The sequence below is a fragment of the Paenibacillus sp. O199 genome (genome assembly GCF_001636635.1).
Taxonomy (GTDB): Bacteria; Bacillota; Bacilli; order Paenibacillales; family Paenibacillaceae; genus Paenibacillus; species Paenibacillus marchantiae.
Map to the genome: position 1 here is coordinate 52,485 of NZ_LGRP01000004.1, position 25,874 is coordinate 78,358.

Genomic DNA, 25,874 nt, shown 5'->3' on the forward strand with positions numbered 1-25,874 from the left:
TCGTTCAAAATTAAATATTCAAATTATCGTTAGTATCGATATCATTTATTATCGATATTTCCTTTATCGGAATCAGTATCCTCTTTGGGGATCTCCCAGATCATCTCGGTTCGGAATCCGCCGAGAGGGGATGGGCCGAATAGAAGGTAGGATTGATTGCCGAATAGATGCATGATTCGCTGATTCGTGTTCCATAGGCCACAGCCCATTTCCTCCTGCAGCGGCTGCTGCATTTTCAGATTCAACGCCTCCAACTGATCCGGGCTTAAGCCGGGTCCATCGTCATCGATGTAAATTTTGCAGAACCCGTTCGAGCTCTCGCCAGTAATTCGAATTTCACCTGATGAATACGACTTCGCTACACCGTGAATGACGGAATTCTCCACAATCGGTTGCAGCATTAATCGTGGTACGGACTGTGCAAGCATATCCTCAGGGATGTCGATGTGGTATTCAATTCTGCCATTGCGCAGCTTCTGGATATCCAAATAGTTGACGAGCAGATTGATCTCTTCCTTCAGAGAAGATGTCTCCCGCTCCACACGTGTCGTATAACGGTAGTAGGCACTTAGGTTATGCGCCATGGAGACGACGGCTTGCTCGTCCTTCATCTGGGCCATGTTGATGATATAGCCAAGACAATTATACAGAAAATGAGGATTGATCTGCGCCTGTAACTGTTTCAGTGTAGCTTCTTTGGCCCTGATCTTTTCCTGGAACACGTTCTCGATCAGGTCTTGAATCTGATGGGACATATCATTGAATCGATGGAACAAAAACGAGAATTCATTCTGATCCTTGCTATGCAGACGTACGGAATAGTCTCCGCGCTGCACACGGCGTAAGCCCTGGATCAGCTTTTTGATCGGATATTGAATGTTTCGATATAACAGGATCGAAGCGGAAATGCCCACCACAAACAGCAGAATCATAAACAGATAGAACAAGTTCCGACTGAGCGAGATCGGCTGTAGAATCTGATAAAGTGGTACGACGTCGACCAAATGCCAATCCAGATAGGAGGATTTCACCGAGCTAACCAGATACTTTTTCCCGTTCAGCTTGACGACATCCTGTGTGGTATCCTCGGTCGAGTGTTCATCCAGATAACGAATGAGTTCCTCAGATAGCTGCTTGTCTGCACTACGGTTCAGAATGGGCGAATTTCCTTTGTGATAAAAGAAAGGATCACCTTGTCCACCTTCCTTGTACGTATCCAGCATGTTCTGAATGTTCTCATAACTGAAGCTGGCTTCAATCACCAGATTGCTTCCCGTCAACATACCCGGCTGGGCCAAGGAATCTGTAAAGAACCAGTAAAAGGATTTCATATCCTCTTTGGACTCGGCACCATCACCGTAAGTCCATTGTCCGCTCATATTTCTTTTCAAATAATCCTCATCATAACCGGTTGTTCTATTATAGTTGGCAATGACATCTTGATTCTGCTGTGAATGCACAGCGTATCGGGTAGGCCATATATCGGTAACACCGGATTGAAGCATCAGTTTTTCCTGAATAACATATCGGGTCTGCATCTTGTCATATCGATCATTCCATATGTTCAAGCCATTAAATGCTCTGACATTGGGATCTCTAGAGAGAATAAGACTAAAATCCATCATCTGATTGATTCGTGAATCGATCTGACTGGATAAAAACGTGAGCTGCTTCGTATTGGAGACCTGTAGCTCTTTGCTTACAACATCATAAGTGACGTTGTTCGAGTAGGTATACATGATAATAATGGGGATGAACAGGACCACAATTAAACAGTTTATTTTGGCAAACAGACTAAACCGGGATCTGGACGTTCTTCCCAGAGTTATAAAGCGCTTCCATGTATTCATAAAAAGTCTCCTTCAAATTCTGTGTAAACAACCTCTTCAGATGATGTTCCTAACAAAACACTATCAAGCCTAACAATGTTATATAGTCAGACCTGAGAAATGCCTGATACTATTTATAGCAGAGATCCCCATTACACACAAAAACTTTTTTTGGGAACAGGAGCGCGCTATGGAGGCTAATATGGAAGCTAACCGGGTACCTCAGGCGGACATTGGGAGCAAGCCGAACAGAAAAACAAAAAAACGCTACAAACAACCATGGATTCTGCACTTGATGGTGTTGCCGGCGGCCATTATGGTCTTTATATTTTCATACATTCCGATGTCCGGGATTTTGATGGCATTTCAAGACTATAAACCTGCACTGGGTTTTTTCGATTCCGAATGGGTCGGACTGAAGCACTTCAGATACATGTGGGAAAATGATTATTTCCTGCAAATTACGTGGAATACGCTGTTTTTTGCCTGTTCCAAGATCATTATGAACCTAATTATTCCGTTTGTCTTCGCCTTATTGCTCAACGAGGTACGGAAGATGGCGCTGAAAAGAACAATTCAAACGCTCGTATATTTGCCGCACTTTTTGTCTTGGGTTACGCTGTCAGGCATTCTGATCGATATTCTGGCGCAGACGGGTATTGTCAATCAGTTCCTGGTCTCCGTATTCGGCATTAAGCCAATCTTCTTCCTGGGGGATGGCAGCTGGTTCCGATTCACGATTATTGCGAGTGATGTCTGGAAAGAGTTTGGCTTCAACACGATCATCTTCCTCGCGGCACTGTCTGGCATTAACCCTGCACTGTATGAAGCAGCTGAAGTGGATGGGGCAGGACGCTGGAAGCAAACGATGTATATTACCATCCCGGCACTTATTCCGATTGGGATCGTAATCGCAACCCTGGCACTGGGTAATGTGCTTAACGCCAACTTTGACCAGATCTTTAACTTATATAGTCCGTTGATTTACCAGCAAGGAGATATTATCGATACGTTTGTGTATAGAGAAGGTCTGCGAAGTGGGCAGTTAAGTTTCGCTACCGCCGTGAATCTATTCAAATCGGTCATTAGTTTGATCCTGATTGTGATCTCCTACCGACTGGCTTACCGATTCGCCGGATACCGAATTTTCTAGAAAGGATGACGAACTCATGTATCATAAAACGATGCCTTACCGCATATTCAGCATAATCAACAATGTGTTACTGACCATCCTTTCGCTGCTCTGCTTGCTGCCTTTGTATCACTTACTCATGGTATCACTGAGCGCATCTGCTCCTGCCAATGCTGGACTGGTGACGTTCTGGCCGATTGGTTTTACACTGGAGGCGTATGCTAAGACGTTTGCCAATAGCAATTTCCTCTCCTCCCTGTGGGTGTCTGTGGAGCGGACGGTACTGGGAACAGGGCTCGCGTTAATCGTCAATACGATTGCAGCCTACGCGCTCTCCAAAGAGACGCGGGTGTTCCGTGCACGCAACATCTATCTGTGGTATTTTGTCATCACGATGCTGTTTAGCGGTGGTCTCATTCCGGGGTACATCCTGATTCTGAAGCTGGGACTGATGAATACATTGCTGGCCTTGATCCTGCCGGGATTGGTTGCGGTGTTCAACATTATTCTGCTGCTGAATTTCTTCCGAACTGTACCGAAGGATCTGGAGGAAGCTGCATTTATTGATGGGGCAGGGCACTTGCAGACATTTATCAAAATCTATCTGCCCGTCTCTGTACCTGTCATTGCAACGGTTTCCCTCTTCATGATGGTTGGACATTGGAACTCGTACTTTGACGGGATCATCTACATCCGTGATGCAGAAAAGCTGCCACTGGCGACATTCATGCAGACTATTATCGTGCAAGCCGACATGTCGAAGCTCGATCCGGAAGCTGTAGCGAACCTGTCCCAACGGACCATTCGGGCCTCACAGATCTTTATCAGTGCGCTGCCGATCCTGCTCGTGTATCCTTTCTTGCAAAGGTATTTTGTAACGGGAATCGTGGTTGGGGCTGTGAAGGAGTAGTTAAATGTAAGGGTTAGAATAGGGTTGTGAAAAAGGAGTCACTGAACTGGGGAAGGCCAGGGAGGTGGCTTCTTTTTTGTGTATGGAAAAAGACGTGGCGGATATGTAGTGCATTACCTTTATTTGAATAAAATGGTACGATGAAAAAATAAAATGCAAGTATATCCTGACTATTCATAATGAGGAGTTGTACATAGTGAAAAAGATGATGATGTTTACACTTGCTGTAGCGTTATTAAGCTGCTCCATGGCTCATACCGTTTCAAGTGCACCTAAGAAAATCAGCGTGATTTTTAATGAAAAGGAACTCAAAACACAGGCAGGTGCCGAAGCGAAAATGATAGACGGCCGAGTATATATCCCGGCTAATATCCTTCAAGGTGCGAGATTCTCAGTAGAGTATAAAAACTCAACGCTTCATCTGGTCAATAGCTATTTTCTGTACACCAGAAATTTGATGGAGATGCATGTATTTAATCATGTCTTTACAACTCGATTCAACAAGATAGATCAGGAAGTGGTTCACATTTTGGGCAATGTGCTGCTGGAAGAGCCGGTAGATTTCTCGAAATTACACGAGTTCATAGCGGAAGCTGAATCAAATGCGGGAATCCGACCGGAGGACTTTACTCCCGTGCTAGACTTTAATTCGTTTGATTTTGCACCTGCGAGAGAAAGTGTAGAAGCATACAAAAAAGCAAGCCGTGAGTTAATCGCTTATGTCGATACTGGAGACAAAGAGAGGTTGAAGTCGTTTTACGAAGAAAGAAAACAGGCACTTGAATATTATAATTCATACACATATGTATATGATCTTATTTTTAAAGCGAGTTTTACGAGTGCAGTAAGATAGGAAAAGAAATATCTCTCAAATCGCATGATCAACGTTAAATTTATGCATTTTGGGTGAAAGGAGAAATGTCAATGATTCAAAACCATAACTCATGGTCTGTTTGTATATCCAGTGATTTTGAATTGAACTTTTTGATCTATGTAGCGAGTACGTATGGCCTTCTTAAAGAGGACATCAATGAGAATATTCTATGGCCATCCCGGCAAATGGTAGAATCAGATGAACTTCATCAAAAACTTGAAATACAATGGAAATGGTTCTGGGATCGCAGCATTAACCAAAAGGCGCATAAAAATAATAATCATGTATCATTTGTGCTAGGACTGCCCGACTTTGAGTTAGTTGAACAACATGAATTAAGGGAGGTATTGGTTCATTTATGGCCATCCTTTAGGCAGTGGTGGTACATGCCTGCGGGCGGGCAAGCTGCAATGAATTACTGGGAAGGGATACCTGACCTTATACGTTATGTTCAAGAATTTGAAGATGAAGTGGGTAGAAAAATTAAACCGTTTCACTTAAATGTGGATTTAATCTATAACGGTCCCAATGAGCTGATTGAAGTAACGGAAGAATACATTATTATGCCAATCAAAGTTGAATATTTAATGAAGAGGGATTGGTGGATGAGTAGGTTTACAGAACGATATTAAGAACGTAAACATAACTCTGGAGTTGATGGATTACACATATACAACCTATCTGAGTAACCATAATATCACCGATATCACCATGCTGGAGAAGTTTCTTCTCTCGACAGTAAAATAATGAATGACACAAAGGTAGGGTCGCTCTTCGGAGCGACCTTTTTGCCGTGTTAAAAAGTAGTTGTTCTTAAACTCGAGAGATTAGCGTGATGGTTAACGTGATTTATTTGCACAAAAAAGGCTTCAAGCCACCGAACTTACAACAAAACTTCAGACCCTATATAGGGGTCGTAATACCGTCATAGAGTCGGATTATCGTTGGCATAATTCAATCCTAACTGATACGCCAGTTTCAGAAGTGCCTCATAATGCTCAGGCTGCGCATCCAGCGTTTCATATAAAAATTCAACGCTCGACTGAGGCACGCCGCAGTAATTGGCAATACCCACATTAAGCAAATTGGTGATCGATTCATCATAGTTTCGCTTCTGCATCTGTTCTTCCGTCACGCCTGCTAGAGCAATCCATAACATCTGCTGATGATGAAGCTTGTTCGAGCCGTAGGCAAACCCGTTGTTCATTACACGATCCACATACCCTTTCAGCATGGCTGGCAGATGCCACCACCAGAGAGGAAACACAAAAGCGACAGCATCGTGCTTCTTCAATCGCTCGATCTCCGCTTCTATCTCAGGGGAGAAAACCTGATGTTCCTTGGTAAAGTCAGGTTCATCTATGCCTTGGAGAACAGGGTTGAAGCCAATGCCATGCAAATCCAATATCTCAAAATCGTGACCAGCCTCGGCAAGGCCCTGCACGAAATGCTCGGTAACCTGGAAGGTCAGGGAATCTTTTCTCGAATGCGACACAACGACTAATACATTCATCTTATCTTTCACTACCTTTCTGCATTGCTGTCTTGTAGCCATGAATCGCTGGCTGATGCTATTATAAACAGGTATGAAAACATCTGGAAGTACGCACTTTGATGTACTATAGGAAGAATGAGGTGCCATAGGAACATCAAAGTACCCTGAATCACTGCCTCGAAATGGAGTTCAAATAACGAAACGAAGAGAAATATGAAGGTTATGATTTTACCTCGGCAACAGCTTGATGAAGGAGGGTTAAAAGTTGACGGAACATGGAAAAACGAGCACTCCAAAGAAATATAAAGTCGGTGTGGAGGCGGCCTTGGAAGTGATGGGCGGAAAGTGGAAGCCGTTGATTATTTATCATTTGATGACAGGGCGAAAACGTACATCGGAGCTGCGTCGGTTGATACCGGACATCACGCAGAAAGTGCTGACAACGCAGCTCAGAGGTTTGGAAAAGGACGAGATCGTGCAGCGAAAGGTGTATTCGGAGGTTCCTCCAAAAGTGGAATATGAGTTAACGAGTTACGGTTGGGGACTCAAACCTGCTTTGGACTTTTTGTGCTATTGGGGGGAGGAGCACCTTGAGAAGGTTCACGGGGATAAGTTCAAGGTGTTGGAGGAGTTTGACTCTCCAGAGTGTTGAAGAGGCGAACCTGGTCGAGTTAAGTAAAGGACCATCGCTTAAGCGCAAATGTTGGTGATTAATGGAGATGTGGAGCAATATGATTAACGAGAGGCTTAGCTTCATCATATAAATTCCATCATATTCACAAGTAGAAATAGGAGGGATAGCTTATCAAATATATGACTACATATCCACGGTCCAAGTGGAATTTAATCGTTATGCTGATTCTTGAATGTTTTTTTTTCAGGAATTATTCCGTTAGTCAAGGCGGTATTTCCAGGTTCATAATAATATTTTTGATGATCTATACTTTCATCTATATCATCATCCTTATCAAACGTTTATTTTTCACCAAACCAAGCATTACTCTGGGAAGCGATTATGTGATATCTACGAAAAACCAGAAATATGAAGCAACTCAAGTTGACTGCATCTATATGAATTACAAGCGGATTGGTTTCAAACTTCATGGTCGGCGATTAGTTCCTATGGATTTATGTTTTTACTTTGATAGTAGCCAAGAGATAGAGGGTTTAAAGCACTTAAATGATTGGGCAGAACATAATAAAAAACAAGTGAAACAGAAGTTCTTTCAAACATTAATGTAGTCTTCTACGTTGGTTAGAGCATCTAGAAGGATTCGTCGAGATAGGAGAGATCACTCATGAAATATCGAACAAAAGAATGGTATGAGACGTGTCAGCGTACTGGACTTCATTTTGGGATGAGGGTACATAGAGGGGCTTACGAATTGGACGAAGCACTTTTTCTGAGGCTGTACAAAAGAAAAGAAAAAGCGCATGTAAATGTGGAACGTGAGATATATAACATCGATCCTCGTTCTATGCTGAAGCATGATGGTACGGTTCTTGTACGTGCTGACCAGTTTTTTAGTGAGGAAGCGGTAGCTGAAGAGGATAAGATGATTTATCATATGCCGCCAGAACAAAGAGCGCATATTGAGAAGCTTATAGCGGAGTATGATGTCCGCCCACCTTTTGACGAGGGAAAATGCAAAGAAGAGTATAAAGAAATGATGGAATGGAGTGTCCAAAGCCAGAAAGAGCGTTTACCCCAAAACATCGTTGAGCAAATTGCGGATATCCGTTTGTTTACGCTTGGGTATTGCACAAGAGAAATATTGCTTCAGTTAAAGAAACAGAGTGCGGAAAATACGAGAGAGATGGACCGCGTATCGAAAGAATACAGGGAGGCCATTTTAGCGCAGGATATTTCGGATGAAATTCGTAGCCGGGTTCAATTTCATGATTGTACAGTGACGGAACTGCTAACGGGAGAGGAAGTTGTCATTCGTTTTGATACCAGTGGAGGCTTCACTAATATGAATAAACTTACGCTGATTGCACCCGAAATTATCAAGCAAGAAGGAGAGATTGTAGGCAGTTACTGGCTGTATCAGGAATTGTACCGGATTGATAACGGATATGAACTTCATGTTTTATTTTATGGAGAAAATATGCCTGAACTGATCGTTCGCTGTGCTGACATTATTGTAGAGGAAGAGTGAGACAGAGGCGGCGGTAGAGAAACTAAAGCTTCTCGCAACAATAACGTTACACAAGGTAATTTTATGTTAAAAGAAATCAGAAAAAAGAGATAATACCACTGATTAAACAGGTATCATCTCTTTTTTATATGAAACGTAATGTCGATACTGGATAAGTTATTTTAATTAATCCCAATTCCATATCTCTACTCGATTCAAATGGAAATGTTGGAATTCCGGGACCTTTGTAAGTTTCTCTAACTCTCGTACGGGACCAGTAACAACCGCGCCATATACTTGAACGCCATTCTTTTTTAAATAGGCAAGACGTTGTTTATCCAGTTCAGCACCACTGTACTCAATATGGTTTGACATCCATTCTAGATCAGACATCATGGCTTGAACCTGTTCTTTCATCTGTCCTGCATCGTCAGATACAAAGTAATTAAACCATCTTGCACCATTGTCATTGAATTCATAAAGAGGCTTAAGGCTAAGATGAGGAATATTATAGTCGAATATTCCTGCGCGTGAATAGGAAACACCAGGCTCGGTGAATTCGCCTGAATAGATCGGCATGGCGGTCACCGCAACATCGTAATCTGAGAGAAGCTGCATCAGTTGGTCGGGAGACGCTAGATTTTTCAAGGATAATGACATCTCTGCGACATGTCCATCATCAATTTTACCTAGCCGCTTAAGGCTACTATTTTCCTCAGAATCATTATGATCAGATTTGCCACCCACTAGTGAATAAGGGAGATAGAAAGGGCCTGGGTTATTGCCATTCATATACGCTCCTGTATTAGTAATCGTATAGGTGAATTTACCGGTTATACTGAGTTCAGCTTGAATTTCACCTGTGATTACCTCCCATGAACCTACGTGTCGATATATTTTCAAATTAGCTTTTTGAGTTAAAAACGGGGTTACTTCAAAAGGTTGAACATTTATTTTTTTTTCTACACGAAGTCCGTCACCATGCATTTCAACAACAGATATAATGGACCGCATGAAATTGTTACGTACCGCTGATTGATCAAAATAGATATGGAGTGACGATACATAGATGTGATATACCATAAATACTAGAAAAAGAGCTCCTCCTGCATTTAGGAAAAACTTCCATCTCGTTTTCCAAACCATTCGTTTAAACTGCTTATGACCCCATTCAGGACGCTGATACTCAAAATCCTCTTCCTGAAATACACGTTCCTCATCATGTGGTGTTTTAGACATTCTCAAACGTCTCCTTTCATTTGAAGCATCTCTGCTTTGAATCGTTCTCTGGCGCGAAAAAGAGTGACCTTAACCTTGTTCATGTTCATATCCAGAATCTCGCAAAGTTCTTTATAAGATAACTCGTTCATTTCTCGTAGCACCAAAATGGTCCTATACTGTTCGGGAAGTTTCTTCATCACTTGTTGAATACGAAGGGTACGTTCACGAGCTGTGAGCACTTCCTCAGGGGAACGATATGTATTTTCTGTCGCTTGTTGCTCCATCTCTCGATTCATTTGAATTTCTCCACGATATTTACGATACCAATCAATAAATAAATGCCGAGCTACTTTGTATAGCCAGGCTCTGGCGTAATTTGCATGCTCGGCTTTCATGGATACCATGGCTCTGTAAAAGGTTTCTTGAACTAACTCCTCAGCTGTCTCCTGAGATCCACACATACGGTATAGATAGAGATGCAGGGAGGATTGGTACTGCTTGAATAGTTCGGCATATAGATCACTCCTCATTTCAAGTTTCCTCCTCCTTCTCTTTAGACAACGGGTCAAGTCAAATAATGTTACAGTAAAATTGAAAAATTTTAGGAGGTTTCTTTAGAAAACTGAAATAAGAAAAAGGAGTAACCATAAGTAAGAGAACAAAAAACATATCATTAATGAGAAAGTTTAGAAAAAAACTTATAAATTGGGCCCGAAAGATATAGTGTAGCTTAACAACTTAAAATTCTCTTGGAATGCCAGGTGTGGCTGGGGTTATCCGAAATGAACAAGGAGAGATCTTGTTCGGTCGTAAACATAATGAAACCAACTGGGGCTTAATTGCTGGGGCAATCGAGCTCGGTGAGACACCTGCTCAAGCGATGATAAGAGAAGCATGGGAAGAGACAGGACTTATCATAGAACCGGAGAAAGTGATAGGGATCTATGGTGGTGAAGAGCAGCGGTTTACATACAGTAATGGTCACCAGGTTGAATATTTAACGATCGTATTTGAATGCAGTATCAAGTCTGGACAACTGGCATCCGATAATAAAGAGATGAAAGATCTGCAATTTTTCCCCGAGCATGAGCTTCCACCTATTGCAAACAAGTATCCGGACTATATTTTTAGTTCTAACCAAGTAGAAAGGGCACATTTTCATTAAATAATTCTATGAATCTATATGGGAAGAAACCAAATGGTATTGATATTGAATGGACAACCAGCACATTTGGTTATTTATCCATTCCGGTGTTTGTCTTGGGGATTGTGTTTTATTTCTTTCCTGATATTTTATATAGATGCTTTGTTCTGATGAGATATAGGGGAATCAAACCAAATAGGGAATTTGAGGACAACCCGCCCAACAGAGATATTCCAAAATTGATAGAAGTGATATTAAAAGCATTAGGCTGCATCATGGTGATATTAGGAATCATATGGTTTTGGTTTTCGGAAGAGTTTTATCGTTTTTGGTTTGTTTAGCAATAGTACGCATCTTATAAGCAGGAGTGAAATGAATGAAAGCATGGTTGTTAGATTACTATCCACCGAATAATACGATTGAGTTTAGCGATTCGGAGGAATCAGATCAGGTTTATGAGGCATTAGGCAGTGATAAGCCGATTATTCAGGAATGGTCTGCACCTAACGTAGAATTTAATGATGTGGGCAAACCAGCCGATATTTTAAACAGATACACAGGAGCGCTTGTCATTAGTAGGAAAGTGAAAGAACTATTGGAACAGAATCACATTGAACATATCGAGTTCTTGCCACTTTCAACGGCTACTGAAGAGGAATACTATATTTTACACGTGATGAGTGTTATCGATTGTATAGACACGGTAAACTCTAAAGTAAGGACTTATTATGACGACGTTCCTCAATTCGATGAGTATTCACTCGTTTTAGATCATAAAGCTTTACAAGGACAACACATATTCAGAATTAAACTACCAAGCGAGGATAGAGAGTTATCTTACATATATGTTTCAGATTTTTTGCAAGAGATATTAAGTCATTCCATCGTGGGTTATCAATTGGTGGAGATCTGGGATTCGGAATTTTCCTGGAAAGCCAAAGAAGAAAAGCATGAGCGGATGGGTCAGGAAATTGATAGCTCCTTGCTAGAAGTGTTTGATTTTGATAAAGCCAAGAAGTTCGCTCGTAAAAATAAAGGCCATATGGTGTACTCCGGTGAGTGGGCGATCAAGGCAGATAAGGATAAGCAAATTTGGTTAGGGAACCTTCAATTGGATGGGAGCTACTCATGGATCAACCCCATCTACTATCCTCCCATTTTGTTGGAACTTCAGTGGGGAATTCCAGAAAGAAGTAAAACGATGTTTAGTCGTTTGAAAGAGAGTATAGGGTTTAAGTAACAAAAATATTTAGCTATGAATTACCTGGAAGGAGGAAGGCTCATGAGAAGCTCCAGGTTTACACCGTATTTAAGTTTCATTGGTTTAGGATTAATTATTATGACTTTGGCCATAAATCTTATTTTTCATTATGGAAGGGGATTGGATGAAGGTTCCCTTATGCTTTTGTCGGTTGCCAATGCCGTCTCATTGTTTTTCACTTTAGTATGGGGATTGTTTGGGATTATTGAGTTGTATTTATTATTGATATCGAACAAGAAACTTAAATCCAGATTGGACACTGGGGGGATAGGTAAAGAAGAGTATATGAAATTAGCCAAAAATCATAAATTCAGTTTCGTTGTAAATATAAGTTATCTAGTTATGTTTTTATTTCAACTTGCATATGTCATTATGAATTGGGATGAAGTTAATATATAGGGGGAATTATAATTGAAAGTATTGTCAATTATCGGTATCGTGTTATTCACATTAACGTTTTTAATGATATTCGGGCTAGTGCCAGAAGATTCCGATAGCGCAGCAATCTTGGGACTTTTAAGCATGCTGTATGCCATACCCTTCTCAATTATTGCTTTGGTTGTATCTTCTCGGAGGAAAAAACAACCTGTAAATGTCCATGAACAACTTTTGCAGCTAGGTGAGTTAAAAGAAAAAAATATCATTTCCGAATATGAATTTGATCAAAAGAAAGAGAAGTTGCTTTCCAAGATCAAATAGTTGAGAAAACAACTACATACAAAAATAATGGAGGCCCGCCTAAGATAATAGTTATCGGGGGAGGCCTCCATTATTAATAATATCTTCGTAAATTAAATGATCTAAATCGACCTTACTCGTTCGTAATATTTAACGTTTCATCGGTAATGGTCTTACCATCACTCCCCAATGCCTGAACAATCACATGGTGATGCACAGACTTACCCGCAATATCCCACGTTATCTTCCACCCATCGTCCTCGTTAGTATCATACCCAATAAGTTCTCGTTCTCCCCAAGTCTCAGTTCCTGTTGGAACGGCCCAGAACAGAAGTGTTTCCGCGTTGGTCGCCTCAACTGTGACATTTAACTCTGTGCTATCTATAGGAACTATAATCCAACCTTCTTTTTGGGGAAAGTTAGTCTCAACATTCGTAATTATGGGCAGAGCTTCATTTCTTAGGACAACTTCAGTGTCATGATTTTCAGTAGGAGCATCTGAAGCGCAGGCTGTGAGAAGAAGGAAGAGCAGAAGAATCGGGAAAAATGCTATATTTGTCATGATGATTACCTCTTTCTATATAGTGGTATTCACAAATCCTCCAGAGTAATTCCCTCGCACTTGGTTTGACAATACGTTATATGCATGTAAACATAACAGTTAATCAATTACAGTTTAATATAAGTAAGGAGTTGTAAATCAGGATGGAACTCTTTGGAGCTTTTATAGCGTTGATCCTATGTTTTATTGTGTTTCTTATCGTTGCTGCAGTTATACGTTATGCGATAGATTCATCAAAAACATCGAAAAGACTTGAGGATCTAATAAAAGAAGTACACTATTTGAGAACTGAAATTAAAAAACAAAATAACAATAAACAAGGCGATAATAAATATATTATTGACGAGAAAGTATAGTATAGGTGCCTATTCAAGAAGCAATACCTTGCATCATACAGGTCGTTTTATGGAAGGAGGGTTAAGGTGCGAAGTGATTTTATTGAGCTCGTGGAAGAGAGTGATGAGAGGTACAAATGTTATGTTTTGAAAAATACAGTCCAAATATTTAAGCAATCCATAAAGGATGAAGATTTAAAGGATGTCCGAATCTATATATCGACGACTATTCAGCTAGATGCAATTGCTGATGTAATAGATTCATATCTTCATTGGTTTACGGAGTGTGAGGCCGTATTTCGAAATTACTATGAGAACGAACTTCACGAACAAGTACATAAGGATTGGTTTAATGAAATTGAAGTTTATCAAGTAGATATCACATTTAATAGTAAAGAGGACTACGGAGCAACGATAGCCTGCGGAGACAATGTGTTACAAGGTCACATTATGATTATTGATTTTGATCGAGAACATATCCAGGCTATCCACTTAAATGGATAAGCTAATTATATATACCATCTATGATGATGTTTTGTAGTCTATTGTTTTCTCTTAGCTCCAGGTAGTTAAGAAATAGGAGCAGCGTTATCAGTACAAGAATCACTGACATGAACTTTTGGAATTTCCCCATGGTAGATATAACCTCCTCGTTATATTAAGTAAATTACGGTGTACAACAAATTAATTTGATAATGCCATTTGTATTACAGAACGCCTGAATGGAATTAAAGTTACGTGCAAAATGAAAACAGGACTATTCCTCTAACGGGAATTAAGTCCTGTTTCTATTTACAACTATTAATCTCAATGATGATGATGCGCATGAGCATCCGGTGCGTCGCCTTTGACGGTGCATAATACCGAGGTGTCGTGAAGATGCTTCTCAGACTCGACTTGCAGTGTCACATGTTTGATTTCTTTATGCTCCAACAGATGCTCAATCTTCTGAACAAGCACCTCTGATGCGTAGACATCCATCGTTCCGTCCACCACGATATGTGCGGTCAGTGCATTCAGGTTGCTGGTGATGGACCAGACATGCACGTCGTGCACGCCTTTGACGCCATCGACTTGTTTGATGGTCTGAACAAGGTCATTTACATCCACATTCGCTGGCGTTCCCTCCATCAAGATATGCAGGGATGATTTGGTGACAAAGAATCCACTGCGCAGAACCAGTACAGCAACAATGACACTCGCGAGTGGATCTGCCCAACCCCAGCCGAAGAACATCATGAGCAGTGCCGCCGCAATAGCCCCAACCGATCCCAACATGTCACTAATGACATGGAGATAAGCACCGCGCATATTCAGGTTATTCTCCGTATCGCTACCGCGCATCATGATCCATGCCACCAGGATATTAATGAGCAGTCCAATGATACTGATGATCAGCATGCCGACTGTTGCGACTTCTGGTGGGTTGATGAAGCGACCAATTGCTTCGTAAAAGATGTAAAGTGAGATGGCGATTAAGGTGACCCCATTTAACGTGGCTGCCAAAATCTCAAAGCGTCTGTACCCGTACGTTTTACCTGTATTCACCGCTTTTTCGCCAAAGGTGAACGCCAGCAAGGCGATCCCCAAAGCTATGGAATCAGATAACATATGACCTGCATCGGAGATGAGGGCTAAGCTGTTCGTCATGAATCCGCCAACGGCTTCAACAATCATATAAACGGTAATAATAATGAAGGAAAATAACAGTACTTTCTTGTTATTGGTACTACCATGATTGTGTCCATGGTCGTGGTTGTGATGATGTCCGGACATATGAGATCCTCTCCTTTGGAGCCGTGCTCCGTTATGTAATTGATTTCTTTTGTGACTACAAGTGATCTTCGGAAATGATAAAGTGATAATACATGAACATATGAGCAGTTATTCATATGTTATGGTTTTATTATAGGTGCGCCTAATAATAGTGTCAACCAGATTTGAGAAAATATAAACATGCCCGCAGGGCTCTCTTACTTGTTCGCTGGCGATTTACGTTGCTTTTGTGCTACCATCTGTGCAGGATCAATGTCGCGGAACCTATATTATTTCAACTTACAGAAAAGGGGCGGACAACAATATGAAGAATCTGCTTCTGGCGGACGACGACGCCAATATTAGAGCACTCCTCCGGCATGTCATGACCAAGGAAGGGTATCGGGTACATGAAGCACAGGATGGAGTGGAAGCAGTCAAGGTTATGCAAGCAACACCAATCGATCTGGCGATTCTGGATGTGATGATGCCAGGTATGGACGGACTGGAGTTATGTGATTTCATTCGGCAACATTATGACATACCGATTATGCTGCTGACAGCACGGGATCAACTATCCGACAAGCGGGATGGGTACTTGAGAGGCACAGATGAATATGTGACGAAGCCATTTGAACCCGAGGAACTGGTCTACCGGGTTAAAGCATTATTTCGTCGGTACCATCGTACGTCCAGTGATATCATTCGTATGAATCGCATCGTGATTGACCGGAATAATGTCGAGGTCTCCGATGGGCAATCGATTCTCTTTTTGCCAATGAAGGAGTTCGAGCTACTCTCTCAACTTGCTCAGTTTCCGGGGCGATTATTCTCGCGTGATGAACTAATTCGGTTGGTCTGGGGAGCGGATTATGAAGGCGATGACCGCACCGTGGATGTACATATCAAGCGGCTGCGTGATCGTTTTGCCGATTATGGGGATGATTTTGTCATTCAGACGGTACGGGGGATTGGTTATAAGATTGAGGTGAAAGCGCATTGAGATCACTGTACTTTCGGGTGTTTATGATTACAATCGCGGTGATTCTGGTCAGCGCCATGCTGGGTTTTCTTTTATCCAATATTTATTATCATGCGAAGCTGAAGTCTTTCAATGACGAGAAGTTAGTTGGCATCGCGACGCAAATGAAGCAGTTTGTGGAGCAGGAACCCGCTACGGTAGAGCATTACCTGGACAATGCCGCAGCGCTCGGTTACGAAATTTATGTGACAGATGGAAAAGGGAATGACCAATTCTATGGCCGCGAATTCCGCCAGAAAGATCTGGACAAGCAGGCTGTAGATCGGGTATTAGGTGGTGAGATATACCACGGCGTTGCCGAGTTTCCCAGCAAACCCTTCATTACGGGTTTCTTCGATAATCAATTGAGTAATACCGTTGGTGTTCATCTACAGATGGGCAATGCAAGTTATGCGTTGTTTATGCGCCCTGATGTTATTTTGCAGTTCGGTGAGCTGCGTATCTTTTTTGCGTTGATTGGAGCGTTTACGGTGGGCATTAGTATTCTGCTCTTTTTAATCAGTACCCGCTATCTGGTGAATCCGATTGAACGTCTGTCCGAGGCGACCAAGCGCATTGCCCAAGGAAACTATAATCTGAAATTGTCCACGACTAGGCGTGATGAGATTGGACAGTTGGCCCAGCATTTCATGACCATGAGTCGTGAGTTGGAGCGTGTGGATCAGGCCCGGCAGCAGTTTGTATCGAACGTATCCCATGAGATTCAATCACCGCTGACCTCGATTCAGGGTTTTGCCCAACTGGTAGCGGATCGAGATCTGCCTGAACAAGAACGGGAGCACTATGCTTCCATTATTGAAGAGGAGAGCCGCCATCTCTCATTGCTCAGTAAACAATTGCTGCTGTTGTCCTCTCTGGAACAAGGAAATGAGGATTTGACCAAAGTGAGATTCTCTCTACGAGATCAATTCCGCCAATCGGTTCAGGTGCTGCAATGGCAGTTGGAAGAAAAAGAACTGTTGCTAAGGATCTCGGTACCCGAATCCATCCAGTTATATGGCAATGAAGTGCTGCTCATGCAAGTATGGATGAATCTGCTGGGTAATGCCGTGAATCATCTTCCACAGGGGAGAAGCATCGAGATTCGTGCAGAAGAGACCAATGCCCAGTGCGTAATCTATATTCGGGATACAGGAGATGGGATTGCGGCAGAGCATTTGCCTTTCCTGTTTGATCGTTTCTACCGAGTAGACCGTGCGAGAGAACGTTCTTCCGGCCGAACCGGGCTTGGGCTTGCCATTGTGCAGAAAATTATCCGCATCCATGACGGTACGATCGAGGTCTCTAGTTCGTCTGAAGGAACGGTCTTTACCGTGACGCTCCCGCAGATGTAATCTGTTATTCATTTGCCGTTCATTTTCGCCTCCTATACTTGGGTTATCAAGAGGAGGTCAGAGAATATGTACTTGGCTATTAGAGAGATGAGGTTTGCCAAAGGGCGATATGCATTAATTGCTACAATTATGGTGCTTGTATCATTTCTGGTTTTGTTTGTCACAGGTCTGGCACAGGGGCTCGCGTATGATAACGCGGCATCCATCAAAAATATGGCAGCAACCCATTTTGTTCTGGAGCAGGATTCGAATCATCGGTTTACCCGCTCCCAGGTGAATCAGGACCAGCTGGAGCAGACACGCACTGTTGTGGGGCAAGAGAATGCTGAACCGCTGGGTGTGAAAATGACAACAGTCAGTCCAGCTGGCGACACAAAGAAGATTGATGTAACGCTATTCATGGTGAACCCGGAAGGCTGGCTGGGTCCAACCGTAACGGAAGGCTCTCCAATCACGGATCTGAAAGACGGGCAGGTTGTAGTGGATCAAAAACTGTCTGAATCTGGCGTGACGATTGGAACGGAACTGGTCGATCAAGCCTCGGGAACGAAGTGGACCGTAGGTGGATTTGTGGAAAATGAGTCCTTCAGTCACTCACCGGTTGTGTTCTTAAACGAGCAGGAATGGCTCGCTATTCAAGAAGGTTCTCGTACTTCGCAAGGAACAGCAAACTCTAATGCTCCGGTATACAATGCGATTGCCGTTAAAGATGCAGGTGAGAAGGTAGACAGCCTCAGTTCCGCTTTGCCGAATACGGAAGTGATTACGAAGTCCGATGCGGTATCCGCTATTCCTGGGTACAAGGAAGAGCAGGGCTCACTGCTCATGATGATTGCCTTTTTATTTGTCATCTCGGCGTTTGTGCTTGCGGTATTCTTCTACGTCATCACGATTCAGAAAACGAGTCAATTTGGTATTTTGAAAGCCATTGGAACGCGAAATTCATATCTGGCGGGCAGTGTTTCATTGCAAGTATTGCTTCTGTCCATCGGCAGTCTGGTGATCAGTGTGCTGTTGGTTCAGCTATTTGAATCGATCTTGCCAGCTTCAATGCCGTTTCAATTAAGCTTGTCCACCCTGGCACTAACCTGTGTGTTATTCGTGGTGATGTCTATGGCGGGTTCGCTATTCTCGGTGTGGAAGGTTACCAAAATTGATGCGCTTGATGCGATTGGGAGGACAGCAGCATGAGAAACCGACTGGTATTGCAGGGAATTACACAGACTTTTGAAGATGGTGGAGTCAAACGGACGATATTGAATAAGTTGGATCTTAAGGTGGCCGAAGGAGAACTCGTCGCGGTCATGGGGCCTTCCGGCTCAGGCAAAAGTACATTTCTGTCCATCGCAGGTGCACTGCTTGAACCGACGGAGGGACAGGTTATGCTGGATGGCGCATCGATTATGGGCAAAAACAAACAGGACATATCCGATGTACGGCTCCAGCAGCTCGGGTTTATTTTTCAAAGCGCCAACCTCATTCCGTATCTGAAAGTGGAAGAACAACTGATGGTGGTCGCCAAGCTCGCTGGAACGGACAAAAACAAGGCTGAGAAGCGGGTCGATGAGCTGCTGGATACGGTAGGCTTATCGCATCGACGTAAGGCATATTCCGAGAAGCTTTCTGGCGGAGAACGCCAGCGGGTTGCCATTGCCAGAGCCTTGATGAATGATCCGGCCGTCCTGCTGGCGGATGAACCGACAGCCAGTCTGGATGCGGAACGTGGACTGGATATTGTGAGCATGATTGCACGGCTCGTGAAGGAGCAGGGCAAGAGTGCAGTCATGGTTACGCATGATGAGCGGATTTTGCCGCTATGTGATCGGGTTCTCTTTTTGGAAAACGGGAAACTGGTACACCATTAGTGGTCAGAGTGGAAAGTGTAAACTTTCTTTAGATCAACTGAAATAACATTAGAAGGTCCATGAATTCCCGATGGGAAAAGTGGCCTTCTTTTTTCTTTTTTGATCTATAATGAGAGATAGAACTTATAATGGAAGATTTATTTTACATAGAGAGGATCGGATAGAAAAATGAAGACTTTGGATCGGGAACAGTTCCCGGCGCTCAGCACATCGATTCATTGGGGAATTGTTAAAGCGGAGTTTAGATTGAATGACATCGTGGATGAAACGCTGGTAAGCAATGTGAGCATTATCCCGTTTGTGGGGGAACGAGTGGTTGTTTTTCAGATCGATAACGGAAAATGGGAGCTGCCCGGAGGAACGTTGGAGGTAGGAGAGAAGTATATGGATGGTCTGCAACGTGAAGTGATGGAGGAGCTCGGAGCCAAGTTGGTCACGTATCGGGTGTTTGGACAATTTCATTGCATGTCGAGTGCACCTGAGCCGTATAGACCGCATATTCCTCATCCTCATTTTGTAAGAATTATTGGCTACGGAGAGGTTGAACTCGTGGGCCAACCGCTGAATCCGGTGGATGGGGAACAGGTAATTGCTGTAGAGGTTGTGGAGATCGGTGAAGCGATCAGGAGATTTGAAGAACAGAATAGATATGACATCGCGGAAATGTACCGATTGGCCTATTTGCTGCGAGAAGAAGCAAACGGTGAGTAACTGGAATGCTAGTTTATTCTTAAATCTTAAATCTTAAATCCTACAAACTTCGGAGGTTATGATGATTAGAGATGAAATTAATGAGTTGCTGGATGCTCTACCGGACCATGAGCTGAATGTGGTGTACTCACGAATTGAGCTTGTGCATCGCAAATATATGTATAACAAAAATTTGGAGGACAAGGGGGTCCTTGTGACTGAATTGTGCGAGGAATCCGAAGGAATTATACAGAAATGGGATAACACATTTGCCAAGAGCATCAGTGAAGAGGTAAAAGAGGCTATCTATTATAGCCAGTACAAGTGGCATATGTTCAGTTATGAGAAACAGGATTGCCTAACAGACGATGCAGCACGAGATGCTTTTAATGCCGAAAATAAAAACGAATTGTATGTCATGTATCAACATACACCATTCATACAGGTATTTCAGAATGCGAATAAGGTCATCGCAGAAGATTTTGATTCGGAACAGGATATTTATATTTTTGACCAAGCGTTCACGTGGACGTATGTACATACCCATGAATCCATGTGCGGACCGTATTTTTATAAAGTGAAGTAACAAGGAGCAGTAAGGAGTAACAAGTGAGAAGTTTGGAGTCCACTTAATAAACACACGAATACCTGCCGGAGGAGCCATCTGATGCGTAAGAGGTCGATTAAAATATTCAGACGCGCCATGCTTAGTATTCTTTTACTCGTAATAATTGCTCTGATCTTTCCCACTTGGACCCCTGGGATCAAGGGAGAGAATAGTATCAGCACGTTAGGACAGGTCGAGATCAATGGTTTTGGTCATGAGGTTATGATTCGCGGGGTAGATCGGAACAATCCTATCCTTCTTTATGTACATGGTGGCCCTGGTTGCTCCGAGATTCCTTATGTAAGGAAGTATCAGCAGGAGCTTGAACAGCATTTTACCATTGTGCATTATGATCAACGTGGAAGCGGAAAGTCATATCATTTCATGGAGGATTATTCGGATGTGACTTCAGATATGCTTGTAGATGATTTACTGGCTTTAACGGATTACGTCACTGCCGAACTGGGGCAAAGAAAGGTTACGCTGGTCGGTCATTCATTTGGTACATACATAGGGACAAAAGCGGCGGCCAAAGCACCAGAAAAATTCATTGCTTATATAGGTATTGGGCAAATGGCTGATACTGTGCGGAGCGAGTTGGATGGTTTGGAATATACGATCGCACAAGCGAAACAAGCCGACAACACAGCGGATGCGGAAAGTCTGGAACGTCTTCGTGGTCCGATTGAGCGAGGCGAGCAGTATACACCAAGAAAGTTGGTTCGCAAATACGGCGGTGCAGCCAGACTTATTGATGACAACAGAGATTATACACTCGGCTTTCTTCTGGGAACTGAATATAATGCGTTGGATGTGATTCGGTATTCCAGGGGAGTGCAGGCTACACAGGAAATCCTCCTGAAGGAGGGGTCCAGCAACCATTTGCCAGACATTGTAGATCAGCTGGAAATACCGACTTATTTTGTTATGGGAAAGTATGATTATATGACGTCTGTGGATGCGGCAAGGGATTATTTTGATGAGCTTGGAGCACCCGAAAAAGATTTTGTTGTATTTGAAGAGTCCGCTCATTACCCACAGTTTGAGGAGAAAGAACGATTTGCAGCGTGGTTGATGGGGGTATTTAACTTTTGAATAAGGGAGGGATCTTGATGGAGCAACTTAATACTAAACTCATAACTAGACTTGCATTACCGGAGGAAGCTTCCATTGTGTTGAACCTATGGCAGGAGTCTGCCCGATGGCTGAACTCCAAAGAGATATATCAATGGCGTCCTGAGTATTTCAATTTGGAACAAGTAAATGAATTCATGACGGATGGATCTGACGTATATCTTGCTGAAATAAATCACGAAATCGTAGGGACATATACCTTAACGTGGTCAGATCCCCTGATTTGGGAAGAACTCGACAACACTAATTCCGGATACATACACCGATTTGCAGTGAATAGAGATTTTAAAGGGCAAAATATAGGCCTGCTCCTTCTAAAATCAGCAGAAGAGAACATTAGGCAAAAAGGTAAAACCTTAATCAGGCTGGATTGCATGGCAGATAACCTGAGACTTAATCAATACTATAAGGACTATGGATTCCAATACATCCGCAGAATGAAACAGGGGAACTGGAGCGCCAGTCTGTATGAAAAACAATGATGGTGTCTCTATCGACTTCATTAAGCTCGTAAGTGTATAAAAAGGGGGATTATTTATGCTTTTATCCTATCATCCAATGAAAATAGCTGATGCAGGAAAAATCGTTACCTGGAAGTATGAAGAGGAATACGCGATGTACAGTTTCTCTGAATCCAATGAAGATATTCAAGAATTGATGAATGGGGAGTACTTTTCAGTCCTGGATGAGCTGGAGAGGTTAGTAGGATTTATTTGTTGTGGGGAATCAGCACGTGTACCGGGAGGAACCTCAATCGGACTGTATCAAGAAGAAGGATATCTGGATATAGGTCTTGGATTAGATCCAGATCTAACAGGACAAAAGATAGGGTCTGTGTTCCTTAAACAAAGTTTAGTATTCTTGCAAAACCATTTCAAAAGTTCTCAGTTTCGGCTGGTTGTTGCCACATTCAACGAACGAGCAATTAAAGTATATGAGCGGACAGGCTTTAAAAGAGATAAGGAGTTTTATAGCAAAGTGCATGACGAGGACATGTTATTTATCAGTATGAAAATGGAAATGCCCTGCTACTCTGTTCGGAAAGCATGGGTATGAGCAATGTGCGATGTTTAAAGGCGTGGGATATAAATTTGATCGCAGATTGGATATTGGTAGTTTCCGAAAGGTGTTATAACGTATGAATAATGTTCAATATAATCTAAAATTCGAAAAACTCGTCGCTGAATTAGAACTTGGTGAGTTGATCAGTACACCCAAGGCAATCTCGGGTGGGCTTTTACATCGCATGTATGCCATTGAAACTACACATGCCAAATATGCTGTGAAAGCACTGAATCCTCAAATTATGAGTAGACCTACAGCTATGCAAAATTATATTCAATCCGAAAAAATAGCAAACGTGGCAGCAAATTTTATCGATGCTCAACCTGCCAAAGTAATAAATAGTTCTTCGATGCAGATCTTAGATCATCAATGTTATCTTATATTTGACTGGATCGATGGAAAAAGTCTGGAGCTTCATGAAGTAACCGAAACCCATTGTGAGCATATGGGCATGATTCTTGCGGATATTCATAAAACTGATTTTTCACAGCTTCATATTCTTGACCTTCAGTTGGATCATTCCAAAGAAATCGATTGGAATGATTATTTAACCAAAGGGCAGAAAGAAAATTCGGATTGGACGATCTTATTAGCTGATAACATTCAAAAGCTCTATGAGTGGAGTGCTCAGGCAAAAAAAGCATCAGTAATACTGGCCTCAAATACAGTTATTAGCCATAGAGATCTTGAGCCTAAGAACGTGATGTGGCAGCAGGAAAACCCCATCATTATTGATTGGGAATCAGCGGGTTATATCAATCCGATGCATGATCTGGCGGAAACAGCGATGTATTGGTCTGTGGATCAGACCGGAAACGTGGGCAAAGAAAGGTTCTTGGCTTTTATAAATGGATATCGGTCTCGAGTGGGGAATTTAAACGCCAATTGGAGAAGGGTTCTTGAAAATGGTTTTTCCGGGAAATTGGATTGGCTCGAATACAGTCTGAAACGCTCTTTGTGGATTGAATGCACAGACGATGAAGAGCAACAGTTGGGAACATCACAAGTCACATGGACTATAAAGGCTTTAAAAAAATACGAGGATATGATCTCCGATGTTGAGAACTGGTTGAGTAGCTAAATCCGAGATAATTGTTATCCGATACAGGAAGGGGTGACTAACATGGCAAACACTAAAGGAACACTAAGAACAGGCGAACAAGGGCATTCCTATTACAAAAGTAGCGATTGTCCAACCTGTCCGGTATGTGAGAAGGAACGGAAACCGAAAGAAGGATTTCTTTCATTGCTGTCTGCACCCGCTAGACGTGCGCTGGAGAATCAGGGAATTACGACATTACAGCTACTCTCGCAATACACAGAAAAAGAGATTTTGAAGCTGCACGGGATCGGGCCTTCTGCGATGCCAAAACTTCGACAAGCACTTGAAGAAGAGGGATTATCTTTTAAAGAGTAACCCTCTTTTTTTTTGGTCAATGGCTTTAATTGGAGAAATTGGTATCGTATCTCTTCCTCGCATTGTATAATAATACAGTTGTGTAAAAGTTTACACGAGAAAGAGGAGTCATCTCAGAATAACAAAACAGAATAGGAGGTGTTATTTAGTGGAACCACAAATTGAAGAAAAGAAGGTTGATTATCGACCTTTGGGTATATCAGGACTTGGGGGATGGTTGATTCTTGTCCATATTGGACTTTATCTCACCATCATTATGCTTGTTGTGCAATTATTTCAATACCTTGTACCTTCAATGACGAGAGAGACTTGGGAGCTCTTAACTTCCAAACAATCTGACTATTATCACGCATGGTGGGGCCCGGTTCTCATTTTTGAAACGGTATATAATGTGCTATTTTTAGTATTTGGCGTATATACGCTGATTATGTTTTATAGAAAGAAATCGATATTCCCTCGTCTTATGATTATGTTTTACAGTGTGAGTCTAGCCGTGGGCATCATTGATTATCTGTTGTTACTTCAGATTCCTATGGCGGTAGAACTTGAGGATGGAAGTTCGTTAAAAGGGATAGGTAGGACGGTACTCACCTGTGCCGTATGGATTCCTTATTTTATAAAATCAGTTCGAGTTCACAATACGTTTGTCAGATAAAAACATAAGCCCCGACCTAAGATGGAAGATCTAAGGCCGGGGTTTGTTATAAGAGGATTCAAATAGAGGAGGAGATATCTTGAAGATTTTCTTGGTAAGGCATGGGATGGATGAGGAGGGCTACAGAGGTGGTTGGAGTCAGCGAGGGCTCATTGAAGAAGGTGTTACTCAATCGGCGAGGCTCGGAGATTACCTGTACCATCATTCAGAGCAATATAAGATAAACACAGTGATTAGCAGTGATCTTCCGCGCGCAGTACAGACTGCCAAAGAGCTTGAAAAAAGACTGTACATAAAGGGGCTTTATCTGAAAGACTGGAGAGAAATGAACAACGGAGATTTGGCTGGAATGCCAAATCAGGAAGCAGAATTGAAATATGCAGGAGTTTATTTTAACACTCTTGGCATGGATACCCCGTTTCCAGGAGGAGAGAGTCCTCGAAATTTTTATAACAGAATATGTACATCCTTTCGGGATTTATGCCGAAGTATAGAGGAGCAACAGATCAAATCGAATGTTCTACTGGTCACGCACGGCGGAGTAATCAACATCCTTTATTATCTCTTAGGAAACCAAAATTGGACCAATACATCGGTGTTTCATTCTATTGGGAATACCAGTGTTCATACGCTTGAAAAAGGAGTAAATGGTTGGGAGTTTAGCAGCATGAATATGATGAGTCATCTAGGTTAGAAAAGGGAGTATATAAAAGCAGCAATTTTCACAA

General features: G+C 42.3%; 31 protein-coding genes. 25 read left to right on the forward strand and 6 right to left on the reverse strand.

Annotated elements, in window-relative coordinates; translation table 11 throughout:
* Positions 1 to 41: 41 nt before the first annotated feature.
* Complete coding sequence (locus tag A6049_RS07395) at positions 42 to 1,850, reverse strand: sensor histidine kinase (protein WP_063564038.1); 1,809 nt, start codon at positions 1,848 to 1,850, stop codon at positions 42 to 44.
* Positions 1,851 to 2,031: 181 nt separating this feature from the next.
* Between A6049_RS07395 and A6049_RS07400 the strand changes: the two genes are divergently transcribed.
* The 4 genes from A6049_RS07400 (at position 2,032) to A6049_RS07415 (ending at position 5,377) form a co-directional block, all read left to right on the forward strand.
* Positions 2,032 to 2,982: an ABC transporter permease gene (locus A6049_RS07400; protein WP_063564039.1), complete on the forward strand. Its 951-nt coding sequence runs from the start codon at positions 2,032 to 2,034 to the stop codon at positions 2,980 to 2,982.
* Between the two features lie 16 nt (positions 2,983 to 2,998).
* Complete coding sequence (locus A6049_RS07405; protein WP_063564040.1) at positions 2,999 to 3,871, forward strand: carbohydrate ABC transporter permease; 873 nt, start codon at positions 2,999 to 3,001, stop codon at positions 3,869 to 3,871.
* Positions 3,872 to 4,067: 196 nt separating this feature from the next.
* A complete protein-coding gene (locus tag A6049_RS07410) occupies positions 4,068 to 4,724 on the forward strand; it encodes a hypothetical protein (RefSeq protein WP_063564041.1) in 657 nt (218 codons plus the stop codon).
* A 71-nt stretch (positions 4,725 to 4,795) separates the two neighbouring features.
* Positions 4,796 to 5,377: a hypothetical protein gene (locus A6049_RS07415; RefSeq protein WP_063564042.1), complete on the forward strand. Its 582-nt coding sequence runs from the start codon at positions 4,796 to 4,798 to the stop codon at positions 5,375 to 5,377.
* Positions 5,378 to 5,670: 293 nt separating this feature from the next.
* Here A6049_RS07415 and A6049_RS07420 read toward each other — a convergent pair whose 3' ends face one another.
* A complete protein-coding gene (locus A6049_RS07420; RefSeq protein WP_063564043.1) occupies positions 5,671 to 6,258 on the reverse strand; it encodes an NAD(P)H oxidoreductase in 588 nt (195 codons plus the stop codon).
* A 316-nt stretch (positions 6,259 to 6,574) separates the two neighbouring features.
* Between A6049_RS07420 and A6049_RS07425 the strand changes: the two genes are divergently transcribed.
* Both A6049_RS07425 and A6049_RS07435 read left to right on the forward strand, forming a co-directional pair.
* Positions 6,575 to 6,892, forward strand: a complete 318-nt coding sequence (locus A6049_RS07425; protein WP_176854745.1) for a winged helix-turn-helix transcriptional regulator — start codon at positions 6,575 to 6,577, stop codon at positions 6,890 to 6,892.
* Positions 6,893 to 7,538: 646 nt separating this feature from the next.
* Positions 7,539 to 8,402, forward strand: coding sequence for a DUF4085 family protein (locus A6049_RS07435; RefSeq protein WP_063564046.1), 864 nt, complete (start codon positions 7,539 to 7,541; stop codon positions 8,400 to 8,402).
* 165 nt (positions 8,403 to 8,567) lie between these two features.
* Here the strand turns inward: A6049_RS07435 and A6049_RS07440 are convergent, their stop codons facing one another.
* Together A6049_RS07440 and A6049_RS07445 are read right to left on the reverse strand one after the other, a co-directional pair.
* Positions 8,568 to 9,620 carry an anti sigma factor C-terminal domain-containing protein gene (locus tag A6049_RS07440; protein WP_090808398.1) on the reverse strand — a complete coding sequence of 351 codons (1,053 nt, stop codon included), beginning with the start codon at positions 9,618 to 9,620 and terminating at the stop codon, positions 8,568 to 8,570.
* A 2-nt stretch (positions 9,621 to 9,622) separates the two neighbouring features.
* The gene (locus tag A6049_RS07445; protein WP_063564047.1) at positions 9,623 to 10,132 is read right to left on the reverse strand and encodes an RNA polymerase sigma factor; all 510 of its coding nucleotides are present in this window, start codon (positions 10,130 to 10,132) and stop codon (positions 9,623 to 9,625) included.
* Positions 10,133 to 10,356: 224 nt separating this feature from the next.
* Between A6049_RS07445 and A6049_RS07450 the strand changes: the two genes are divergently transcribed.
* From A6049_RS07450 to A6049_RS07470, 4 genes are all read left to right on the forward strand, one after another.
* Positions 10,357 to 10,767, forward strand: coding sequence for an NUDIX domain-containing protein (locus tag A6049_RS07450; RefSeq protein ID WP_063564048.1), 411 nt, complete (start codon positions 10,357 to 10,359; stop codon positions 10,765 to 10,767).
* A gap of 355 nt (positions 10,768 to 11,122) precedes the next feature.
* Entirely contained in the window at positions 11,123 to 11,986 is an 864-nt protein-coding gene (locus A6049_RS07460; RefSeq protein WP_063564050.1) for an imm11 family protein, read from the forward strand.
* 42 nt (positions 11,987 to 12,028) lie between these two features.
* Positions 12,029 to 12,406, forward strand: coding sequence for a hypothetical protein (locus A6049_RS07465; RefSeq protein ID WP_063564051.1), 378 nt, complete (start codon positions 12,029 to 12,031; stop codon positions 12,404 to 12,406).
* A gap of 12 nt (positions 12,407 to 12,418) precedes the next feature.
* Positions 12,419 to 12,706, forward strand: a complete 288-nt coding sequence (locus tag A6049_RS07470) for an SHOCT domain-containing protein (protein ID WP_063564052.1) — start codon at positions 12,419 to 12,421, stop codon at positions 12,704 to 12,706.
* A 112-nt stretch (positions 12,707 to 12,818) separates the two neighbouring features.
* Here the strand turns inward: A6049_RS07470 and A6049_RS07475 are convergent, their stop codons facing one another.
* Complete coding sequence (locus A6049_RS07475; RefSeq protein ID WP_063564053.1) at positions 12,819 to 13,247, reverse strand: hypothetical protein; 429 nt, start codon at positions 13,245 to 13,247, stop codon at positions 12,819 to 12,821.
* A 143-nt stretch (positions 13,248 to 13,390) separates the two neighbouring features.
* Between A6049_RS07475 and A6049_RS07480 the strand changes: the two genes are divergently transcribed.
* A complete protein-coding gene (locus A6049_RS07480) occupies positions 13,391 to 13,603 on the forward strand; it encodes a hypothetical protein (protein ID WP_063564054.1) in 213 nt (70 codons plus the stop codon).
* Between the two features lie 66 nt (positions 13,604 to 13,669).
* Complete coding sequence (locus tag A6049_RS07485; RefSeq protein ID WP_063564055.1) at positions 13,670 to 14,086, forward strand: hypothetical protein; 417 nt, start codon at positions 13,670 to 13,672, stop codon at positions 14,084 to 14,086.
* A 303-nt stretch (positions 14,087 to 14,389) separates the two neighbouring features.
* Here A6049_RS07485 and A6049_RS07490 read toward each other — a convergent pair whose 3' ends face one another.
* Positions 14,390 to 15,358 (reverse strand): cation diffusion facilitator family transporter, encoded by a 969-nt coding sequence (locus A6049_RS07490; protein ID WP_063564056.1) that lies wholly within the window; start codon positions 15,356 to 15,358, stop codon positions 14,390 to 14,392.
* A 304-nt stretch (positions 15,359 to 15,662) separates the two neighbouring features.
* Here A6049_RS07490 and A6049_RS07495 point away from each other — a divergent pair, with 304 nt between their 5' ends.
* The 13 genes from A6049_RS07495 (at position 15,663) to A6049_RS07555 (ending at position 25,840) form a co-directional block, all read left to right on the forward strand.
* The gene (locus tag A6049_RS07495; protein ID WP_063564057.1) at positions 15,663 to 16,340 is read left to right on the forward strand and encodes a response regulator transcription factor; all 678 of its coding nucleotides are present in this window, start codon (positions 15,663 to 15,665) and stop codon (positions 16,338 to 16,340) included.
* Positions 16,337 to 17,713, forward strand: a complete 1,377-nt coding sequence (locus A6049_RS07500) for a sensor histidine kinase (protein WP_063564058.1) — start codon at positions 16,337 to 16,339, stop codon at positions 17,711 to 17,713. Before A6049_RS07495 ends, A6049_RS07500 begins: the two co-directional genes overlap by 4 nt.
* Before the next feature lie 66 nt (positions 17,714 to 17,779).
* On the forward strand, positions 17,780 to 18,904 hold the full coding sequence (locus A6049_RS07505; protein WP_063564059.1) for an ABC transporter permease: 1,125 nt from the start codon (positions 17,780 to 17,782) through the stop codon (positions 18,902 to 18,904).
* Entirely contained in the window at positions 18,901 to 19,578 is a 678-nt protein-coding gene (locus A6049_RS07510) for an ABC transporter ATP-binding protein (RefSeq protein WP_063564060.1), read from the forward strand. Before A6049_RS07505 ends, A6049_RS07510 begins: the two co-directional genes overlap by 4 nt.
* Positions 19,579 to 19,746: 168 nt before the next feature.
* Complete coding sequence (locus A6049_RS07515) at positions 19,747 to 20,289, forward strand: NUDIX hydrolase (protein WP_063564061.1); 543 nt, start codon at positions 19,747 to 19,749, stop codon at positions 20,287 to 20,289.
* A 58-nt stretch (positions 20,290 to 20,347) separates the two neighbouring features.
* Complete coding sequence (locus tag A6049_RS07520) at positions 20,348 to 20,854, forward strand: DUF4275 family protein (protein WP_240321341.1); 507 nt, start codon at positions 20,348 to 20,350, stop codon at positions 20,852 to 20,854.
* 81 nt (positions 20,855 to 20,935) lie between these two features.
* Positions 20,936 to 21,970 carry an alpha/beta fold hydrolase gene (locus A6049_RS07525; RefSeq protein WP_063564062.1) on the forward strand — a complete coding sequence of 345 codons (1,035 nt, stop codon included), beginning with the start codon at positions 20,936 to 20,938 and terminating at the stop codon, positions 21,968 to 21,970.
* Between the two features lie 17 nt (positions 21,971 to 21,987).
* Positions 21,988 to 22,491 carry a GNAT family N-acetyltransferase gene (locus A6049_RS07530; RefSeq protein WP_063564063.1) on the forward strand — a complete coding sequence of 168 codons (504 nt, stop codon included), beginning with the start codon at positions 21,988 to 21,990 and terminating at the stop codon, positions 22,489 to 22,491.
* Positions 22,492 to 22,546: 55 nt separating this feature from the next.
* The gene (locus A6049_RS07535; RefSeq protein ID WP_095206006.1) at positions 22,547 to 23,065 is read left to right on the forward strand and encodes a GNAT family N-acetyltransferase; all 519 of its coding nucleotides are present in this window, start codon (positions 22,547 to 22,549) and stop codon (positions 23,063 to 23,065) included.
* A gap of 82 nt (positions 23,066 to 23,147) precedes the next feature.
* Positions 23,148 to 24,155 (forward strand): aminoglycoside phosphotransferase family protein, encoded by a 1,008-nt coding sequence (locus tag A6049_RS07540; protein ID WP_063564064.1) that lies wholly within the window; start codon positions 23,148 to 23,150, stop codon positions 24,153 to 24,155.
* 42 nt (positions 24,156 to 24,197) lie between these two features.
* Positions 24,198 to 24,491, forward strand: a complete 294-nt coding sequence (locus tag A6049_RS07545) for an RNA polymerase alpha subunit C-terminal domain-containing protein (protein ID WP_063564065.1) — start codon at positions 24,198 to 24,200, stop codon at positions 24,489 to 24,491.
* A gap of 148 nt (positions 24,492 to 24,639) precedes the next feature.
* Positions 24,640 to 25,146 carry a DUF2569 domain-containing protein gene (locus A6049_RS07550; RefSeq protein ID WP_063564066.1) on the forward strand — a complete coding sequence of 169 codons (507 nt, stop codon included), beginning with the start codon at positions 24,640 to 24,642 and terminating at the stop codon, positions 25,144 to 25,146.
* A gap of 79 nt (positions 25,147 to 25,225) precedes the next feature.
* The gene (locus A6049_RS07555; protein ID WP_063564067.1) at positions 25,226 to 25,840 is read left to right on the forward strand and encodes a histidine phosphatase family protein; all 615 of its coding nucleotides are present in this window, start codon (positions 25,226 to 25,228) and stop codon (positions 25,838 to 25,840) included.
* Positions 25,841 to 25,874: the final 34 nt, after the last annotated feature.